Source organism: Bradyrhizobium sp. 1, from assembly GCF_023073315.1.
Taxonomy (GTDB): domain Bacteria; phylum Pseudomonadota; class Alphaproteobacteria; order Rhizobiales; family Xanthobacteraceae; genus Bradyrhizobium.
Window position 1 is genome coordinate 1 of record NZ_JADPJH010000004.1, and the last position, 17,762, is coordinate 17,762.

The 17,762-nt window shown below is 63.3% G+C and carries 17 protein-coding genes; 5 read left to right on the top strand and 12 right to left on the bottom strand.

Features of this window, described 5'->3' with window-relative positions; all coding sequences use genetic code 11:
* Nucleotides 1-127: 127 nt before the first annotated feature.
* Both IVB29_RS02345 and IVB29_RS02350 read right to left on the bottom strand, forming a co-directional pair.
* On the bottom strand, nt 128-1,099 hold the full coding sequence (locus IVB29_RS02345; protein WP_247501787.1) for an ABC transporter substrate-binding protein: 972 nt from the start codon (nt 1,097-1,099) through the stop codon (nt 128-130).
* Nucleotides 1,100-1,229: 130 nt separating this feature from the next.
* Entirely contained in the window at nt 1,230-2,399 is a 1,170-nt protein-coding gene (locus IVB29_RS02350; protein ID WP_247501788.1) for a sterol desaturase family protein, read from the bottom strand.
* 363 nt (nt 2,400-2,762) lie between these two features.
* Here IVB29_RS02350 and IVB29_RS02355 point away from each other — a divergent pair, with 363 nt between their 5' ends.
* The gene (locus IVB29_RS02355; protein WP_247501789.1) at nt 2,763-3,614 is read left to right on the top strand and encodes a DUF4261 domain-containing protein; all 852 of its coding nucleotides are present in this window, start codon (nt 2,763-2,765) and stop codon (nt 3,612-3,614) included.
* 288 nt (nt 3,615-3,902) lie between these two features.
* Here IVB29_RS02355 and IVB29_RS02360 read toward each other — a convergent pair whose 3' ends face one another.
* Nucleotides 3,903-5,396, bottom strand: coding sequence for an FAD-dependent oxidoreductase (locus IVB29_RS02360; RefSeq protein ID WP_247501790.1), 1,494 nt, complete (start codon nt 5,394-5,396; stop codon nt 3,903-3,905).
* A gap of 49 nt (nt 5,397-5,445) precedes the next feature.
* Between IVB29_RS02360 and IVB29_RS02365 the strand changes: the two genes are divergently transcribed.
* The 3 genes from IVB29_RS02365 to IVB29_RS02375 all read left to right on the top strand — a co-directional run bounded on the left by IVB29_RS02365 (nt 5,446) and on the right by IVB29_RS02375 (nt 7,983).
* Nucleotides 5,446-5,925 (top strand): MarR family winged helix-turn-helix transcriptional regulator, encoded by a 480-nt coding sequence (locus IVB29_RS02365; protein ID WP_247501828.1) that lies wholly within the window; start codon nt 5,446-5,448, stop codon nt 5,923-5,925.
* A gap of 24 nt (nt 5,926-5,949) precedes the next feature.
* Nucleotides 5,950-6,402, top strand: coding sequence for a low molecular weight phosphatase family protein (locus IVB29_RS02370; protein ID WP_247501791.1), 453 nt, complete (start codon nt 5,950-5,952; stop codon nt 6,400-6,402).
* 63 nt (nt 6,403-6,465) lie between these two features.
* Nucleotides 6,466-7,983, top strand: coding sequence for a M81 family metallopeptidase (locus IVB29_RS02375; protein WP_247501792.1), 1,518 nt, complete (start codon nt 6,466-6,468; stop codon nt 7,981-7,983).
* Nucleotides 7,984-8,144: 161 nt separating this feature from the next.
* Here the strand turns inward: IVB29_RS02375 and IVB29_RS02380 are convergent, their stop codons facing one another.
* The gene (locus tag IVB29_RS02380; protein ID WP_247501793.1) at nt 8,145-8,540 is read right to left on the bottom strand and encodes a cupin domain-containing protein; all 396 of its coding nucleotides are present in this window, start codon (nt 8,538-8,540) and stop codon (nt 8,145-8,147) included.
* A 124-nt stretch (nt 8,541-8,664) separates the two neighbouring features.
* On the opposite strand from IVB29_RS02380, the gene IVB29_RS02385 reads away from it, so the two are divergent.
* Complete coding sequence (locus IVB29_RS02385; RefSeq protein ID WP_247501794.1) at nt 8,665-9,573, top strand: LysR family transcriptional regulator; 909 nt, start codon at nt 8,665-8,667, stop codon at nt 9,571-9,573.
* Here the strand turns inward: IVB29_RS02385 and IVB29_RS02390 are convergent.
* The 8 genes from IVB29_RS02390 to IVB29_RS02425 all read right to left on the bottom strand — a co-directional run bounded on the left by IVB29_RS02390 (nt 9,570) and on the right by IVB29_RS02425 (nt 17,739).
* Nucleotides 9,570-11,051: a hypothetical protein gene (locus tag IVB29_RS02390; RefSeq protein ID WP_247501795.1), complete on the bottom strand. Its 1,482-nt coding sequence runs from the start codon at nt 11,049-11,051 to the stop codon at nt 9,570-9,572. The genes IVB29_RS02385 and IVB29_RS02390 overlap by 4 nt on opposite strands.
* A gap of 274 nt (nt 11,052-11,325) precedes the next feature.
* Nucleotides 11,326-11,811, bottom strand: a complete 486-nt coding sequence (locus IVB29_RS02395; RefSeq protein ID WP_346731264.1) for a septal ring lytic transglycosylase RlpA family protein — start codon at nt 11,809-11,811, stop codon at nt 11,326-11,328.
* 330 nt (nt 11,812-12,141) lie between these two features.
* Entirely contained in the window at nt 12,142-13,368 is a 1,227-nt protein-coding gene (locus IVB29_RS02400) for an acyl-CoA dehydrogenase family protein (RefSeq protein WP_247501796.1), read from the bottom strand.
* Nucleotides 13,369-13,441: 73 nt separating this feature from the next.
* The gene (locus IVB29_RS02405; protein ID WP_247501797.1) at nt 13,442-14,653 is read right to left on the bottom strand and encodes an ABC transporter substrate-binding protein; all 1,212 of its coding nucleotides are present in this window, start codon (nt 14,651-14,653) and stop codon (nt 13,442-13,444) included.
* 116 nt (nt 14,654-14,769) lie between these two features.
* On the bottom strand, nt 14,770-15,345 hold the full coding sequence (locus IVB29_RS02410; RefSeq protein WP_247501798.1) for an HdeD family acid-resistance protein: 576 nt from the start codon (nt 15,343-15,345) through the stop codon (nt 14,770-14,772).
* Nucleotides 15,346-15,483: 138 nt separating this feature from the next.
* Nucleotides 15,484-15,831, bottom strand: a complete 348-nt coding sequence (locus tag IVB29_RS02415) for an ATP-binding protein (RefSeq protein ID WP_247501799.1) — start codon at nt 15,829-15,831, stop codon at nt 15,484-15,486.
* Nucleotides 15,832-15,948: 117 nt separating this feature from the next.
* Entirely contained in the window at nt 15,949-16,842 is an 894-nt protein-coding gene (locus IVB29_RS02420) for an alpha/beta hydrolase (protein ID WP_247501800.1), read from the bottom strand.
* Nucleotides 16,843-16,911: 69 nt separating this feature from the next.
* Entirely contained in the window at nt 16,912-17,739 is an 828-nt protein-coding gene (locus tag IVB29_RS02425; RefSeq protein WP_247501801.1) for an HD domain-containing protein, read from the bottom strand.
* Between the last annotated feature and the right edge of the window lie 23 nt (nt 17,740-17,762).

Sequence of the window (17,762 nt, forward strand, 5' to 3'; positions counted from 1 at the left end):
ACTCCCGAAATCCAACATTCTTGCCCAGCCTCGTCGGGCAAAACACTGGCATGATGTCATCGTGCCCGCGATGGACCTCCCGGCCTGCCTCGGGGCAACCGCCGATATCGGTCCAGTAAGTCGGTTGTCAGTCGATCACCTCGTCCGCGCGCACCAATAAGGACGGCGGCATCTGGATGCCGAGCGCTTTGGCGGTCTTCAGGTTGATGACCGTCCTGAACTGCGTCGGCTGCTCGATCGGAACGTCGGCCGGGTTGGCGCCCTTCAATATCTTGTCGACGAAAACGGTGGCGCGGCGAAAAATTGCGGTGAAGTCCACCCCGTAACCCACCAGCGCGGTCCCTCGGGAAGCGACAATTGGCGCGGCAACCGACGGCACGCGGCACTTGTCGACAATCGCGGCGACGGTGGAAGGGTTGGTGACAAACGCATTGGCGTCCGTGATCACGAGGCCGTCCATGGGGGTCGCGCCGACGGCTGACAGCGCGCTTTCGAGGTCGCCGGGGAGGTCAATTTCGATCGGTCGCAGTTCGATCTTCAAGACCCGCGCGGCGGTCGTCATCGCGCTCATTGTACCGGTGTTCAGCGGGTTGCCTCGCTGCAGGAGCACCCCTGCGCGGGTCATGGAGGGAGCCAGGCTCGCGAGAATCTCAAGCCGCTTGGCGGCCAGTTCTGTCAGGAAAAAGGTTTGCCCCGTGATGTTGCCGCCGGGATGAGCCATGCTGGCTGCAAGGCCTATGGCCACCAGATCGGGGCCCACGATCATCACGGTCGGAATCTTTGTCGTCGCATGGTGAGCGGCAAGAATCCCGGGAAATGTGGCTGTCACGAGAACGGCGACATCGAGGGCGACCAGTTCAGCGGCCAGCGCCGGCAACCGGCTGTCATCGCCGCCGGCGTCGCGATATTCGACATGAACGTTCTCGCCCTCAACCCACCCGAGATCGCGAAGCGCCCCGAGGAACGCATCGACCTCCAGATTGCGCGGCGGGGGTAGAAAAAGCCCAATGCGGGCGATTCGCTTCGCTTGCTCGGCGCGTGCCGCGACAGGTTGCGCCAATGCCCCGCCAACCAGAGCCATGAATTCACGTCGCTTCATGCCAACCTCAAGCTCATAACCTTGAGCAGAGAGTATGCAATTTTCGGCATGGGTCCAAGCGAGCCAGTAAGCGTGTAGGATGGGTTTCGCTTCGCTCTACCCATCCTACACGTGCTGCGACTCTCGTGCTTCATGGGTCCCGATGTTCGAGAAATTCCTTCACCGGCCCGACGAAGGGGTGCACGAACTGGCCGAGCATGCCGCCAGGGATCGGCTTCACCGTACCGTATTTGACCGGCCAGCGATCTTTGGGCAGGTGCCAAGTTCTACCCAGCATATCGAACAGCGGCGTGTGTGCCGCGTAATTCTTGTCGATGGCCTCGGCGTCCGACGCGTGGTGCCAGTGATGAAATTGCGGCGTGACGATCACGTACCGCAGCCAGCCGACATCCATCTTGATGTTTGAATGGATCAGCACCGATTGCACAGAGATGAAAATGAGATAGGCGAAGATCGTGTCCTGCGGGAAGCCGAGCAGGACGATCGGCACCAGCACCAGGGCGCGCGTTGCCAACGGCTCGAAGAAATGGAGGCGCGATCCCGAGAGCCAGTCCATGTGTTCGGGCGAATGATGGACCGCATGGATTCGCCACAACCACGGCACCTCGTGATAGGCGCGGTGGGAGACGTATTCGACTGCATCGGCCGCCAGGATCACCAGCACGAAGCGGACGATCGCCGGCAGGGCCACGACATGCGCCTGCAGTGACGGGCTGATCGCCCAGGCGAAATAGTCATGGGCAAAATGTGTCGAGACGACCAGGAAGATGCCGATCAGCAGGTGGTTGACGCCGAAATAGGCGAGATCGAGCCTCCAGCCGGCGCTGAGTGGCCCTTGCTCCGGCCGCACCCGTGGGAAGACCCACTCGAGCAGCACGAATGCTGCGCCGGTGAAGAATAGATCGAGCACCAGCCAGTCGAGGCCGAGATAGAAGCGCGGCTGCAGAAAATCCGGTGTCGGCACGTAGGGCCCGCCAAGCAGCGTGGCGAGGAAAAGCGCGCTGAGTCCGATCGCAGCGGGCACCCGCAGGCCGCCCAGCACGATCCCGACGACGCCGAGCCAGGCACCGACGACCATGGCGATCGCGAGGGTGAGGCGGAGCAGCTCGACGTCGTAATGGACGCGCAGCTCAGGCGTCGTGAGAAAGGCAGGGTAGCGCAGGCATAGCACTGCAGCGACGCTGAGCACGCCGATTACGGCGCAGAGAGAACTGCCGATGCGCCCTTCGCCGATGCGCGGCCTTGAACTTTCTTGAGCCATTAATGGTCTCCCAACAAAGGTGCTCAAGCGCGTCAGCATAGGCGCGCGAGAGTTTTCTCAAATCCGACGGCTAAGGTACGTAGATGGCCGATAAGAGTTAAAATTGCCAGAAGTCAAAGTCCGCCTTGGGTCAAGGCAGACGGAGCAGGATCCGTAGTCTGGGTCCGCCTGGAGTCAAGAGCTGACGCTCGGCGGGTAGCGCGGCAAGGTCAGGTATGGGCCAATGGACTAAACCCCTCATCTCAAGACAGGACGCCCCGTTGCGCTATCCTCTTGGCTCCGTCGCCAGCCGTGGCGCCCTACCGCGCGAGCGGTTTAGTCCTCTGAGCCGAAGCCGACTATTGCCTCGCCGCAGCGCTTGGGGCTCATGAGCGAGCGAATACATCATCAGAGAAACCATTCATGACCGAAGCTCACGCAGCGGCTCCCGGAATGTTCAAGCCGCAATTCACGGCGACGATGTTGCTCGGGGAAAATGTGAACATCTCGTTCCGCCAATTACTGGAGGAGTTGGCGCGGATCGCGCCAGATGCGGTGCTTGGCGATTGGGGCGGGCCCGTTACCGACCCCGACTTAGTCCCAGGCATCGAGATGGTGACCCTGAACGATGAGATCCTGTCGGTGATCATCGTCGACGCTCCGGCAAATCCGGCAATCTTGCAGCCAGGTCCGTTCCGCAACCCGCTATGGCCGAATGCCGAACAGGAGGCGGCTCAACATAAGGCCCACATCCTGGTCATCGGCCTGAAAGATCCGCCCGACCGCGAAGGCGCGCTGGTGAAGGCGCGTGCAGTCACCTGGGTGACAGCGGCCTTAGCGCGGCTGGTGCCTGTTGTCGGCGTGAGCTGGGCCGATGGCGCGAATCTGGTGAGCGCGGCGGCATTCGCCTCGATCATAAAAAATAATTTCAGCCAGCCTAGCCACAACGCCGTGCCGTTCTGGGTGCGGATCAAGATTGCAAGGGCGGATGACGGGCCGAAGGGCGAACCGCTGATGACGATGGGTACCCTCGGACTGCATTTGTTTGGCTTGCGTGAGCTGGAATACGCCCCGGTGCCACCCGATCCGATGTCCATGATGGGGCACGCCTTCGGCGTCATGGAGTATCTTTTGAGATCCGGCAAGCGCCTGGACGAAGGTGAAACCATCGGAGTGGAAAGCGAAGGCGAGATGAAATTTGCAATCTCGCTTCGCGACAATAGCCACTTCGGACCGTCTCCGGTCGCTCGTCTTACCCTCATTAGTGGCCAGTGAGGGGACGCCACGGCCTACATGTTCGATCCGATGCACTTCAATGGCACGACCTTTGACCTCGACGAGACCACGCGGATGGTTGTGGGGTCTATGCGTTTTGGCCCCAATCCCATCCGGCGTCCTATGCGCTTCGGATTGGTGAAGGCTACGACGCGTAGTCAGGCTCGCGCTGTGAATGTCCGCGTCTATGTCACGAGCCGACATCGGACGAAGCAATCCGCAAGACCGCAGACAGTCCAGATGCTGACTTGCTGCCGCCAATCCGACGCAAGGCCAGATGCTACCCCGTCACACCACCCCCTGCTCCGCCAGGAACCGCATCAGCGCCTCCGTCTGCTGTGCACTCACAACAGCACCAACATAACCGTCCGGCCGCACCAGCACCCAATCGCCTGATGACACCGCGTACGCACCGTGGAAGTGCCTGCTGTCGTCGATCAGCTCGCCATCCGGACCGATGCAGTGGATGTGCAATCCGGCGCGCGCCGGCACGGCATCGCGCTTCACCTGATAGCCGAGCAAGGTCCAATGCGGACCCTTGAACAGCTCGAACAGGCGCGTGGGCTGTCCGCCAGCACCGTGGAGCGGTGCATCCGGTGCGCGGTCTCCCGCGAGCACGCCTGCGACGCGCTCCGGTTTCTCCAGCGCCAGCGGCGAGCCGGGGTAGCCGATGTCGAGTTGCTGGACTTCGCGGCCGCGCCTGATGTCGCCGCGCTTGGCGGCTTCCAGCAGTCCGGTGGCAAGACCGAGCATGCTGGCGGCGACGGGGCGGCGTTCGCGCTCGTAGGTGTCGAGCAGGGTTGCGGACGCGCCGCTGATCACGCTTGCGAGCTTCCAGCCGAGATTGTAGGCATCCTGCACGCTGGTGTTGAGGCCCTGCCCGCCTGTCGGCGGATGAATGTGCGCGGCATCGCCGACCAGGAATACGCGGCCATCGCTATAACGATCGGCGAGACGCGCGTTCATCTGATAGGCCGACGCCCAATGCACCGCGTGAACGCGGATATCATCGCGTCCGGTGCGATCGGTGACCATCGCCGAAAGCCCTTCAGCCGACAGATCGACCTCGCCTTCGCGCGGGACCGGCGCCTGCAACTGGAAAAACTCCGTTCCGGCCAGCGGACATAGCGCGAGCTGGCGGTCCGTCGCGCCATCATTGAAGCGGTGCCATGCCGTGCGGTCGAGTCCCGTCAGGACAATATCGGCTACCACCGCGCGCACGCCCAGCGTCTTGCCTGGAAAGCCGATATCGAGCACGTGACGCACGAAGCTGCGGCCACCATCGGCACCGACGAGGTAACGCACTTGTATCGTCTCCTCGCCGGCCGCGCCGGAAAGGCGCGCGGTCACGCCGTCCTGGTCCTGTGCGAGGCCGACCAGTTCGCAGCCGAACTCCACGCGGTGGCCGAGTTCGAGCAGACGCTCGCGCATCACGGCCTCGGTCAGGAATTGCGGGATCATCAGCGCCATGTGGTAGGGCTCGGCCGGTGTCGGGGCAATGTGCTCGGCGACCTCGGAGTCCGTGAAGCTGCCGTCGTCGCGATAGACGCGCTGCGGCGGGTAGAGGCCGCCGGCTGCGACGATGCGGTCAAGAATGCCGAGATCCTCGAAGATCTCCTGGGTGCGCGGCTGGATGCCCTTGCCGCGCGAGCCGTGGAACGGACGGTCCATCTTCTCGATCAGCCGGAAGGAGACGCCGCGGCGCGCTAGATCAATGGCGAGCGTGAGACCGGCCGCGCCGGCGCCGCAGATCAGGACATCTGCCGTGAATTGGTTTGTCATGGGATCCTCAATATGTGTATTATGCACACATAAGACCGGGGACGGCGGGATGTCAAGAAGCGTGCAAAATACACACATTAAAAAACGGGTGCGTTCGCTTCACGAAGCGTTGATCGACATCATCAGCGTCATCAACCGCCGGCAAGGCGACGAGATGATGATCCGCGAGGCCGGCATCTCGCTCGATCGTGCGCTGTTTCCGCTGCTGGTCGGCATCGAGCGGCGCGGACCGATCGGCGTCGTCGACCTCGCCGATCGGATGGGACGGGACTACACCACGGTCAGCCGGCAGGTCGCGAAACTGGAAAGCCTGGGCCTGGTCAAGCGCCACGCCAGCAAAGCGGATCGCCGCGTCAGCGAAGCCACCATCACGCCTGATGGCAAAGCCATGACGGACGCGGTCGACAGGGCACGCGAACGGATCGTGGGAACGATGTTTGCAGGCTGGGACGAACACGATATCGAGGAACTGGTACGATTGATGCGCAAGCTCGCCGATGCGATGACCGCGCAAAGCGACCCGGCCTGAGACCAATCACGGAAGCGCTGCCTGATGACCAAGACCAATCGCGTGCTGTTTCTTTGCACGGGCAATTATTATCGAAGCCGCTATGCCGAGGAGATTTTCAACCATCGCATTGGGCTCGAAGGACTGGATTGGGTCGCCTTCTCGCGCGCCGTCGCCGAAACACTCTCGCCTGAAAACGTGGGGCCGATCTCGCCCCACACGCTGGAGGCCCTGCAAGCGAGAGGCATCGCGCCGGGAGGCGCTGCGCGCAATCCGGTGCTCTGCACGCTCGACGACTTTGCGCAAGCCGAGCTTGTGGTCGCGCTGAAGGACGCCGAGCATCGGCCGATGATCGCGCAGCGCTTTGCCGGCGTCGTCCATCGCGTCCAGTACTGGGACGTGGATGATATCGAGTACCTCGATCCCAAGACAGCGCTGCGCAAGATCGACGAACAGGTTGGACTATTGATCGAAAGCCTGCAAATCAGCGACCGATAACGGCAAGCCCCTTGCATATGACCTTTCGTCAGATTGTATCAAGCAAGACCAAGAAGGAATCCCATGAGCCAGACGCGGCGCGTTCTCTCGGCGCAAGTCGCCCACGAGACCAACACTTTCTCGATCGTTCCGACGACGCTCGAGGACTATCGCAAGCGGCTATTTCTGCGTGATGCCGAGATCGCCGCGGCGCTGGCCGACACCAGGATGGAAATCGCCGCGCATCTGGCCGCAGCCAAACGCTACGGCTGGACCCTGGTGCAGCCGGTCGCCGCCGCGGCCACCCCATCCGGGAAGGTGACGGCGGAGTGCTGGGCCGAATTGCAGCGCCTGGTCTACCAGGCCTGCGAAACCGGGCCGCTCGACGGCGTCATCCTCGCGCTGCACGGCGCGATGGTCACCGAGACCGACGACGACGCGGAAGGCGCGCTGCTCGAAGGATTGCGCAAGCGCCTCGGCGACACGATCCCGATTGCGGTGACGCTCGATCTGCATGCCAACGTCACCGAACGGATGGGCCGGCTGGCCAGCATCATGCTGCCCTACCGCACCTACCCGCACATCGACCAGTATGAGACGGCGTTCCGCGCCGCTGAACTGCTGCAATCGGCGATGGACGGCACGACCCGCCCGAAAGTGTTCCGCATGCAGGGAGCTCTGCTCGACGGATGCAATCACGGACGAACCCAGGGCGGCGTGATGAGCGATTTGCTGGCGCGCGCCGCCGACATGCAGGCGCAAACGCCCGGCCTTTTGTCCGTCGATGTCTGCGCGGGCTTCAGCCGTGCAGACATTGCCGAAGTCGGCCCCAGCGTTCAGATCACCTACGACGCCTCCCACAACGCCGCCGAAGCGGCCGCGCGGCAGGCCGCGGCCGCGCTCCAGGACGAGATGATCCGCCGGCGCGCCGAGGTCACCGTCACGCCGCTCGATTTGCCGACCGCAACGACGCTTGCCGCCTCGGCTGCAGCGGACGTCGCGGACACCCGTCCCCTCGTGATCGCCGACTTCAGCGACAACCCAGGTTCGGGCGCCTACGGCGATGGTGTCCGCCTGCTGGAGGCGCTGCTGCAGGCTGAAATCCGCGGCGTGCTGTTCGGCGTCCTCGGCGATCCCGAAGCCGCGGCCCGCTGCCATGAAGCGGGCCTCGGGGCCAGTCTGGACGTCATTGTCGGTGCCAAGCGCCATCCCGCCAGCTACGGACCTCCGCTGATGCTGACCGGGCGAGTGACCGGCCTGTCGGATGGCGCCTTCGTCTGCGAGGGGCCGATGAATGCCGGTCAGCCCATGACGCTCGGGCCCTCGGCCTTGCTCGAGGTCGACGGCATTTCCATCGCGCTTTCGACCAACACGCTGCAGACCTACGATCAGGAAATGTTCCGAATTCTCGGAGCAGAACCGGCTCAATTCCGGATCGTCGTAGTCAAGTCGGCGCACCACTTCCGGGCTGCCTTCGGGCCGATGGCCAAGGAGGTGATCCTGGCCGATAGCGGCGGGCTCGCCACCTTTGACCACACGAAGCTGTCCTACCGAAAAGTCCGCCGCCCCATCTGGCCGCTCGACGAAATCCCGCCGGGTTGAACCTCCCGCTCGCGGCTCATCCCGCGCAAACGAAAAGCCCCGGCGCGAAGGCCGAGGCTTGCGATCCAGTCCGCGTACATCCGGCGAACCAATCGTCGGACGTAGAACTACCCGCGAATCTTGAACGGATGATGACGAGGTTGGGTCGACAAAATGTCGCGTCAGACGCCGTACTGCTCGTCCGTCACTTTTTCCATCCACGCGACGGGGCTGCCGTTGAGCGCTTCCTGAATCGCGATATGGCTCATGGCCGTCTTTGGGGACGCGCCGTGCCAGTGCTTCTCGCCGGGTTCGAACGACACCACGTCGCCCGGGCGGATGTCCTCGACAGGACCGCCCCAACGCTGCACGCGGCCAAGGCCGGAGGTCACGATCAGCGTCTGGCCGAACGGATGGGTGTGCCATGCCGTGCGCGCGCCGGGCTCGAAGGTGACGTGATTGCCGGCGACGCGCGAGGGATCGACGGCCGGAAACAACGGATCCATACGAACCGTACCGGTGAAATATTCGGCCGGGGCACGGCTTGAGGGTTGGGAGCCTGCTTGTCTGGTCTGCATCTGTTGCCTCCTTGAGCGCCCAAGCTGGCGCTGTTCACCGCAACACATAGCGCCCCGGGCAGCGTTCGATTAGCCGCTATAATTTGCTTGCATTGATCGATACCGGCCATGAATAGTGCCGGCCATGGCAGCGCAGGATTTCAACGATCTGCTGGCTTTCGTGGCCGTCGCCCGCGAGCGCAGTTTTACGAAGGCCGCAGCGAAGCTGGGCGTCGTGCAGTCGACGCTCAGCCATACGATCAAGCGGCTGGAATCGCAGATGGGCCTGCGGCTTCTGACGCGCACGACCCGAAGCGTCGGCCTGACCGAGGCCGGCGAGCGGCTTTTGCAATCCGTTGCGCCCCGCATTGAGGAGATCGATCGCGACATCGCCGCGCTGATGTCGCTGCGCGACACGCCGTCGGGCACCATCCGGATCACGCTGTCGGATCATGCGCTCGAAAAGGTGGTCTGGCCGAAGCTGGTGCCTGTTTTGAGGAAGTACCCCGACATCAAGGTCGAATTCAGCCTCGATGCCGGTTTCCGCAACATCGTCGAAGACGGCTTCGATGCGGGCATCCGCCTCGGTGAGAGCGTCGAAAAGGACATGATCGCGGTGCGCGTTGGCCCGGATTGGCGGCTCGTCGCGGTCGCCTCGCCGACCTATCTGAAATCGCACCCGAAACCGAAGCACCCGCAAGAGCTCGTCGATCATGTCTGCATCAAACGGCGCCTGGCGGCGGGTGGCCATTATGTCTGGGAGTTCGCGAAGAATGGTCCCGACCTCAGGGTACGAATCGACGGGCAGCTGACCTTCAATGACTCCCGGTCGATGATCGAGGCCGCCGTCAAAGGGTTTGGCATCGCCTATCTCCCTGAAGACATGGTGGCGCCGCGAGTCAGGTCCGGGGAGCTCGTCATCGTGCTCGACGACTGGTCGCCGAAGTTCGACGGCTATTACATTTATTATCCGACCTCGCGGCAGAACTCGGCTGCCTTCAAGGTCATCGTCGATGCGCTCCGCCATCACGACACGCGACGAAAGCGCGGCTAGTGCCCGCCGGATTGATCGACGAAGATCCGGACGCGGCCGAAATCCTCAATTTCGCGATAGCGACTTAACTCCGCGCGGAGCTCGGGCTCCGCATTGGCCCAGGCGAGCCAATCGAACGGGAACGAGCTCAGCAAGAGCGTGTCCACGAGAATGATATCGGGACGACCGTTGCGCACATCCGCCAGCAAATGCTGCCGCTCGAACTGGATGATCCCGTCCAGCCTTGCCTGCTCGGCTCGGGTTGATTGCGCACCGTTCTGGCGCAGGATTGCGCCGCCCGCCAAAAGTTGCGCGGCGCATGAGCTGCCGACCCAGGTTCCGCCGATCTCGCGCACGAGCGGATGGCCGAGACCAACGTGATCGGTAATCGTGAGCAGCCGCGGGTGTTTTACGAGGGCCTCGATACGCGCCGCCAGTGGCGGAAAGCCGGGAGCCGGTGACGACAGATAGAGCCCGATGAGCGCAATCGCAGCAAGGCCGCCGATCACGACGGGTGCCCGCAAGGCCTTCCTGCAGACATGCAGCAGTGGAGCTGCAATTGCAAACATGCAAAGCGCGAACGCCATATAGGCCCAGCCCTTGCCTTGAAGCACGAAAGTCGCCGCTCCCCCGATCGCTGCGGCCAGCCACGGCGTTGCATCGCTCCAGAGCTTCAACTGGTGCGGAGCCGACAGGCGCAGGAACGCAATCGAAGCGCCGATCACGACGATCGGGAGCGGAAGCAGGCCGCTCAGCTCTTTCCTGATCGGAAGATAGGCCTCCGCCACCATCGGCGCGTAGGTGGAGAGATAGTCGGGGAAGGCGGCAACGACGACCGCTCCGTAGCCAATGACGATGATTGCAGCCGTGCAGGCCTCAGGGGTGAGCAAGGGCTTTAACGAACGCCGGCGAACGACATCGAGGATCATGGGAAGGCCGACCACGAGCGCAAAGAAGGGCTTGATGCTCATGGCGAGCCCCGCACCTACGCCTGCGAGGATCGCAACCGGTCCGGGATCGAGGCTGCGCCAGCGCAGCGCGGTGATGGCGACAAAGGGGGTCAGCGCGACGACGGCGATGTGTTCACGCTGCCCGAACACCGCGCCGGGAAGAATCGCGAGCAGGAACGCCAGCGAGCAGATCGTCGTGCTTCGCTCCCAGGCGTCCAGCCGTGCCGCCGCAGCCGCGCGATCGATCAGCAGAAGCGCGGCGACGATCGCCGCGATCACCATCATGATCAGGACGAACTCGGGTGCGGCCCCGGTTGCTCGCGCAAGCCACGCGGCCGGCATGTACATGAAAAGCGACAAAGGCGGGTTCAACTCGAAGACGTCGATCCCGAGCTTTCCGCCATCTAGGATCTTTTCGTTGGTCGTCAGCAGGCAACCCAGATCCGGGTTGAGAACAATGGGTATTTGAACGAGCGCAGCCGTCAGGAGGATCGCGGCCACGATCACCCAGCGCTGCCTCGTGCCGAAATTGAGTCCCGGGATACCCACGGCGCGACCTTCTCTCTCGGAGCGGCCCGTGGAGGTCTGCTTCACGGGTGCGAGCGGACATCCCACATCGATCGGGCGTCTCCGTCTTAAGGTACACGCCCTAAGAGTTGGTAACAGCCCTAGCCCATCACCCCACCCCGCTTGATCAGTTCCTTGCCGACGGCGGCAAGGTGGACCTGATCGGGGCCGTCGCCGATGCGCTGCGCCATCACGATCCTCGAAAAAACGCGACTAGAGCCGGCGTGATTCCGCCATCGGGCTGTGCCTGTAAATTTCAGCCAACCGGCCCGGGAGTCCAATCGTCGCCAGACAGCGGCGTGACGGTGACGTCAGGAATGACTCCACGATCCATGTCCGGATCGAAATGCCGCATCGTCCGCTCATTGAGGTCAATGATGCGGCCGGGCTTGAGCGGACCCACGTCATTGATCTTGACGATGACCTTCTTGCCGACGGCCTCGACGAGAGCATATTTCGGCGGCGCCCCGAATTGGACCCCACCAAATTTCCGACGCAAGCTCGTCTTGATGGCGGCCGTCCAGACCTCGGGATCATAACGCTCGCCGGAGGCCGTGCTCGGGCCGCCCTCCTCCTTGCCGGGCTTGAACGGATTATACGTCGATGCTGCGCCAACGATCGCATCCCCGGAGGCGGCGACGGCGCTTGAATGAACCCCGCTGGCTTCACTTCGTGCCAAGGTAACAGAAACGGCAAGCGCAACCAGGGCGCCGCAAATTGCGGCGCTCGAGCGGAACACCATTATATCTCCTTTGATTTTCTCGATCGTCCGGTTCCCGATGCCGCGAAACATGGTCAAGCGAACGCGGAAGCGTTTCGAACTTGCGCCAATCGTTTGCGGATTCGAGCCAACCCCTGGCCGCGGAACCGTCGTCGGAACCAGAGCGGTTCCGCACAGTGTTTTCGTTGTCGCCGTCTAAGACAGGGAATGAGTCAGCAGCATGGCCCCGAGAGCCTCGGGTCGCGCCTTTCCGGAGTCTTACGTGCTCAGCGCATTGCCCGACGTCCGTGAAAACCGCAATCGCGCGAGATTGCGGGACACGTGCCTGTCGTTGTTCGGCAACGGGAGGCTCTAGCCTCCGCCTACATCGATCACTCCGCCGCGCTTGATCAGCTCTTTGCCGACTGCAGCGAGGTGGACCTGGTCGGGACCGTCGCCGATGCGGATGAAGCGGGCGTAGACATAGGCGCGGGCGAGGAACGTATCCTGCGAGACGCCGGCGGCGCCGTGGATCTGGATGGCGCGGTCGATCACACGCGCGGCCATGCTGGGCACCACGATCTTGGCCGCTGCGATCAAATCGCGCGCGGCCTTGTTGCCTTCGCGATCCATCTTGTCGGCCGCCTGCAAGGTCAAGAGCCGCGCCTGCGCGATCTCGCAGAAGGAGTGTGCGATGTCCTCACGCACCGAGCCCTGCTCGGCGAGCGGCTTGCCGAAGGCTGTGCGTGACACCGAGCGCTGGCACATCAATTCGAGGGCGCGCTGGGCACAGCCGATCAGCCGCATGCAATGGTGGATGCGGCCGGGACCGAGCCGGCCTTGCGCGATCTCGAAGCCGCGGCCCTCGCCGAGCAAAATATTCTCGGCGGGCACGCGGACGTTCTCATAGACGATCTCGGGATGGCCGACCGGCGCGTCGTCGTAGCCGTAGGTCAGCATGTCGCGGACGATGCGGACGCCGGGCGTGTTTTTCGGCACCAGGATCATGGATTGCTGGCGGTGGCGATCGGGATCGTCGGGCGCAGTCTTGCCCATCACGATCAGGATCTCGCAATCCTCGTTCATCGCGCCTGACGTGAACCACTTCCGCCCGTTGATGACGTAGTCGCCGCCGTCGCGCCTGATCTGGCACTGGATGTTGGTGGCGTCGCTGGAGGCGACCTGCGGCTCCGTCATCGAGAAGCCGGAGCGGATGCGCCCCTCCAGCAGCGGTTTTAGCCACCGCTCCTGCTGCGCCGGCGTGCCGTAATTCGCCAGCACCTCCATGTTGCCGACATCAGGCGCCGAGCAGTTGAACACTTCGGGCGCCCAGAGGATGCGGCCCATGATCTCCTTCACCGGCGCGTAGTCGAGGTTTGTGAAGCCTGGACCGTGTTCACCGGAGAGAAACAGGTTCCAGAGCCCCAGCTCCCGCGCCCGCCGCTTCAGGTCCTGCAGAACCTGGGGCGTCTTGTAGCGCGCGGCCTCCGGCTTCACCTGCTCGTAATAGAGCTCCTCGACCGGCTCGACATGCGTCCGCATGAACTTGCGGACGCGCTCCTGAAGCTCAAGCGAACGGGCGGAGTGCTGAAAGTCCATTGGGTTCTCCTCTTCCCTTCTCCCCCTGTGGGAGAGGGTGCACCGTCTCTGCCGCCAGTCGCCTAGTTACGCCTCACGTCCCGCGCAGCAACTCGCTCGCGACCACCCAGTCGTTGCCGTCGAACTGGAGGATATAGCCGTCCTTGATCGGGCGGAAATCCTGCGGCGTCGTGTTGAGCGTGATGCCGGGCATCAGAAGCGACAGCGGCACGTTCTTCAGGTTCGACGCCTGCGCCATGATGTTCTCGCGCGTCAGATTGTCCTTGCACTGCTTCAGCAGGACCACCAGCGCCTCGGCGACGGTGTAGCCATAGAGACCGGCGACGTTGTTGATGTCGGCATTGGGCAGGCGCTTCTTCATGAAATCGATATAGGCCACCATCGCCGGATCGTCCTTCGGCTGCTCGACGAACGGTTTCAGCGAGCCGAGCGACAGCACGCCCTTGCCGGCATCGAGGCCTGCCGGCACCATCACGGTCGCCTTGTTGGCGCAGCCGGAGGCAAGAAAGCGCGTCGCCTGCCAGCCGACTTCATGCGCTTTCCGGATCGCCTGCGCGCAGGCGCGCGGCGTCACAGAGTAAATCATGAACACGTCGGCCTTGGTGTTGGCCAGCGTCAACACCTGGGAATCGACCGTGGGATCGCTGACCTCGAAGCTCGAGGCCATCGCGATCGCCTTGTCGGCGTCGGCGCCGAGCGCTTCCTTGACACCGCGCAGATATTCCTTGCCGGCGTCGTCGTTCTGGTAGAGCACCGCAAAGCGCGCGTTCGGGTTCTTGGCGCGGGCATAGGCGACGTCGATCGCGGCCTCGCTGGTGTAGTTCGGCGCCCAGGGCAGCGCCATCGACCACGGCATGTTGGCGGGATCGTTCCACTTCGAGGCCGAGCTGATCAGGAAGATCTGCGGCACCTTGTTGCTGTTGAGATATTTTGCGATCGCCGAGCTCGGCGCCGTGCCCATGGTTGCGAAGATGAAGGCGACACCGTCGCCCTCGACCAGCCGCCGCGCCGCTTCCATCGTCTTCGGCGGCGAGAAGGCGTCGTCCAGCGACAAAAGATTGAGCTTGCGGCCGTTGACTCCGCCCTTCTCGTTGACCTCGTCGAAATAGGCCGAGATGACCCTGCCGGTGATGCCGAGCGGCGATGCGGGGCCGCTATAGGGCATGGTGTTGCCGATCTTGATCTCCGTGTCGGTGACGCCGGGACCATAGGATTTCTGTGCCAGGACGGGCGTGGACAGGCAGGCGGCAGCCAATGCTGCGGCCAGGGCCAAAGCGGCTTTCATGGTTTCTCCCCGGTGATGATCGTCCACGCGAGGCGAACGCGTGACGCGCTGCTTTTTGTCAGCGCGTCAGATCAGCGGAGTTCCGCAAGACGGTCTTGCGTCGAGTTGCTGATAGCCTAGCCGCGCCGCTTCAGGCTGAAGCCCAGACTCACCCAGCCGGCGCCCGCCATGATCAGGTCGATGCCGAGGAACAGGCCGAGGATGTAGACGCTGTTGACCGGCCAGCGCGCCAGGATCAGGAGCCCAAGCAGCAGCGTGATGATTGCCGACAGCGCCACCGACACCCACGGGCTCTCGCGCTTCATGCTGAAGGCGAGAAACAGCCTGACGGCGCCGGAGGCCAGCAGCGAGGCGCCGAGGAACAAGGTGAGCAGCGCTGCCGCGAACAACGGGTTCTCGAAGGTCAGGAAGCCCGCGACGATGTAGAGCACGCCGAGCAAAGCCCAGATCGCGAACTTGCCCCAGCTCTTCATCTGGAACGCGCCGATCACCTCGGTGACCCCGGCGACGATCATCATCGCGCCGACCACGATCACGCTCGCGACCGTCGCCATCATCATGCTGCCGAGCGCGACGAAGCCGGCGATGAGATAGACGACGCCGAGGGTGACGATCCAGCCCCATTTGGCATGAAGCGCCGCAATGCCCGAACCGAGGCTTGGATGATGAGACGTTTCGGAAGCACTTGTCATGATGGCCACTCCTGCATGCGAAGCCCCAGAGCACATCTCAGGATAGCATGCGCCAGACCGGGACAACAGCCAGCAGAGCAGTCCACCGGCGCCAACATTGATGCAAATCAAGATCGAATGCGGCGCTTCACGCCCATCTCAATCCGGAATGCTGAAATAGAACGCCGCTCCCTTGCCGATGTCTGCCGTGGCCCAGATGCACCCGCCATGGCGCTGCACGATGCGCGATGCGATCGAGAGGCCGATCCCCGGCGACGAAGGCGATCGCGAGCCGCTTGTAAACCGGCTGCTTGATGCGGGCCCCATATCCCAGAACAGCAACGCCACCAGACCCGAGATGAGGGCTATGCCGGTATCCAGGATGGTGTGGAGTTCGGGATAGTCGCGTCGTCCGGTCGTCAGCAGCAGCGCACTGCCGACGCCGAAGGCGATCAACATGCCGACGACGCTGAACGACGAATTCACGTTCCTGGTTGCCGTGCCCATATCGCCACTGCGGGAAAGATCGCTTCAGAGACACGAACGATGCGAATCAAAGCCTGCAATTTTTCGCCTCTTTCCGCACCGCACGCAATCTGTACGTGCGGGACGGCGCGCGAAAGCCTATTGCAGCGCCGCCTTGCGCACGTCGAGCACGGCCTGCGCCCATTCGGCGGGCCGTTCCTGCGGCAAATTATGGCCGGCGCCGGCGAACACGCGCCGCTCGAAGAAGCTCTCGAACTTGCGCGCATGGTGCGCGGTGCCAGGATTAACGCCGTCGCTGTCGCCGTCGATCGCGATCGTCGGGACGCCGACTTGTGGCTGCGCGGCGAGCCTCGCCTCGATTCCGGCATAGGCGGGATCGCCTTCCACCAGCGCGTAGCGGTGGCGGTAGGAGTGGATCACGACATCGACGAAGTCAGGGTTGTCGAACGACACAGCGCTTGTCTCGAACGTCGCGTCATCGAACGCCCATGTCGGCGACCACATCGACCACAGCTGCCGGGTAAAGCCGCGGCGGTTGCGCTCCAGCGCGCGGCGGCCGCGCTCGTTGTGAAAGAGATATTGATACCAGAGCGCGGCCTCCTCCGGCGGTGAAGCCGGCTCCATGGCGCGCGCGATGTTCTGGATGTTGTAGGAATTGCCGGACACGAGCCCGACCACGCGCTCGGGATACAGCACCGAGACCACGCAGGCCGCGCGGCCGCCCCAATCATAGCCGCCGACGACCGCGCGTTCGATGTGAAGCGCGTCCATGAAGGCGAGGAGATCGGCGCCCAGCGCCGCCTGTTCGCCGGAGCGCAAGGTCGACGCGGAACGGAAACGCGTCGGCCCGTAACCACGCAGCCAGGGCACCAGCACCCGCGCGCCCGCCTGCGCGAGCAGCGGCGCAGTCGCAGCATAAGCGTTCACGTCGTAGGGAAAGCCGTGGCCCATGATGCAGGGCCAGCCGTCGGACGCGCCGTAGTCGAGATAGGCGATGTCGAGAACGTCCGTGGTGACGGCTTTTTGTTGCATGATTGACTCACGGATTTTGCGCGATCGCAGCCCGGATGCCGCTGCGCTCATGCGGGTTCCGAGACCGAGCTATTTCTGCGGCCCGGACAGCGAGATTTCGCGCTCGGCACGGAAGACGTTGCTGTAGAGATTGGCGATCCACTGCCGGCCGATCTCGGTCTTGTTGAGATAGCCGATCTCGGTCTGGATGTGCGGTGCGACGCTGTTCCAATAGAATTGTGGATAGCGGTTTACGATATCGGCGGGCGAGTCGTAGCCGAGCTGCCGATTCATGCCGACTTCCTCGAACTCGTAATACAGCGCATTGGCCTTGCGCAGATAATTGGGATCGCCGAGCTGACCGATGAAATCCGCAGCGCGCAGGATCGAGGCATCGTCATCATATTCCTGCCCCTGGCGGGCCGGAAAACGCGTGCCCTCGATGGCACGGGCAATGCGTTCACTGTCGATGCCGCGGACCCCCGGCAGCCGTCGCCTCACGAAAAGCTTCGAGCGATCAACGTGATACAACATCAGACTGGCATCGGAGGCGCCGCGCGGCAGCGCCACCTTGGTGCCGGCATCGTCGATGATGAAGCCGTCTTCGTCATCCTCAGGAAACAGGCCACGGACATAGCCGATATCGTGTGCAAGGCAGGCGATCAGGATATGGAGGTAGTCCTCCGCCGCAAGATGCGCATGGAGATTACGTCCCGAGAGGATGGCCTGAGCGGCCAGCGTCACCAACATCGTATGCTCGATGTTGTGGTACAGCGCGTCGCTGTTGCCGATACATTCCATCGCGGTGCGCGTCGAGCCCTCCAGCACCCCGGCAGAGGCCTCGTCGTACCGGCGGCGCATGAACGAGCCCAGCATCCTTTCCAGGGTTTCGGCCGCCAGTCGCGGTAACGTCATCATGGATGCAGCCCCGCTTGTCGGTG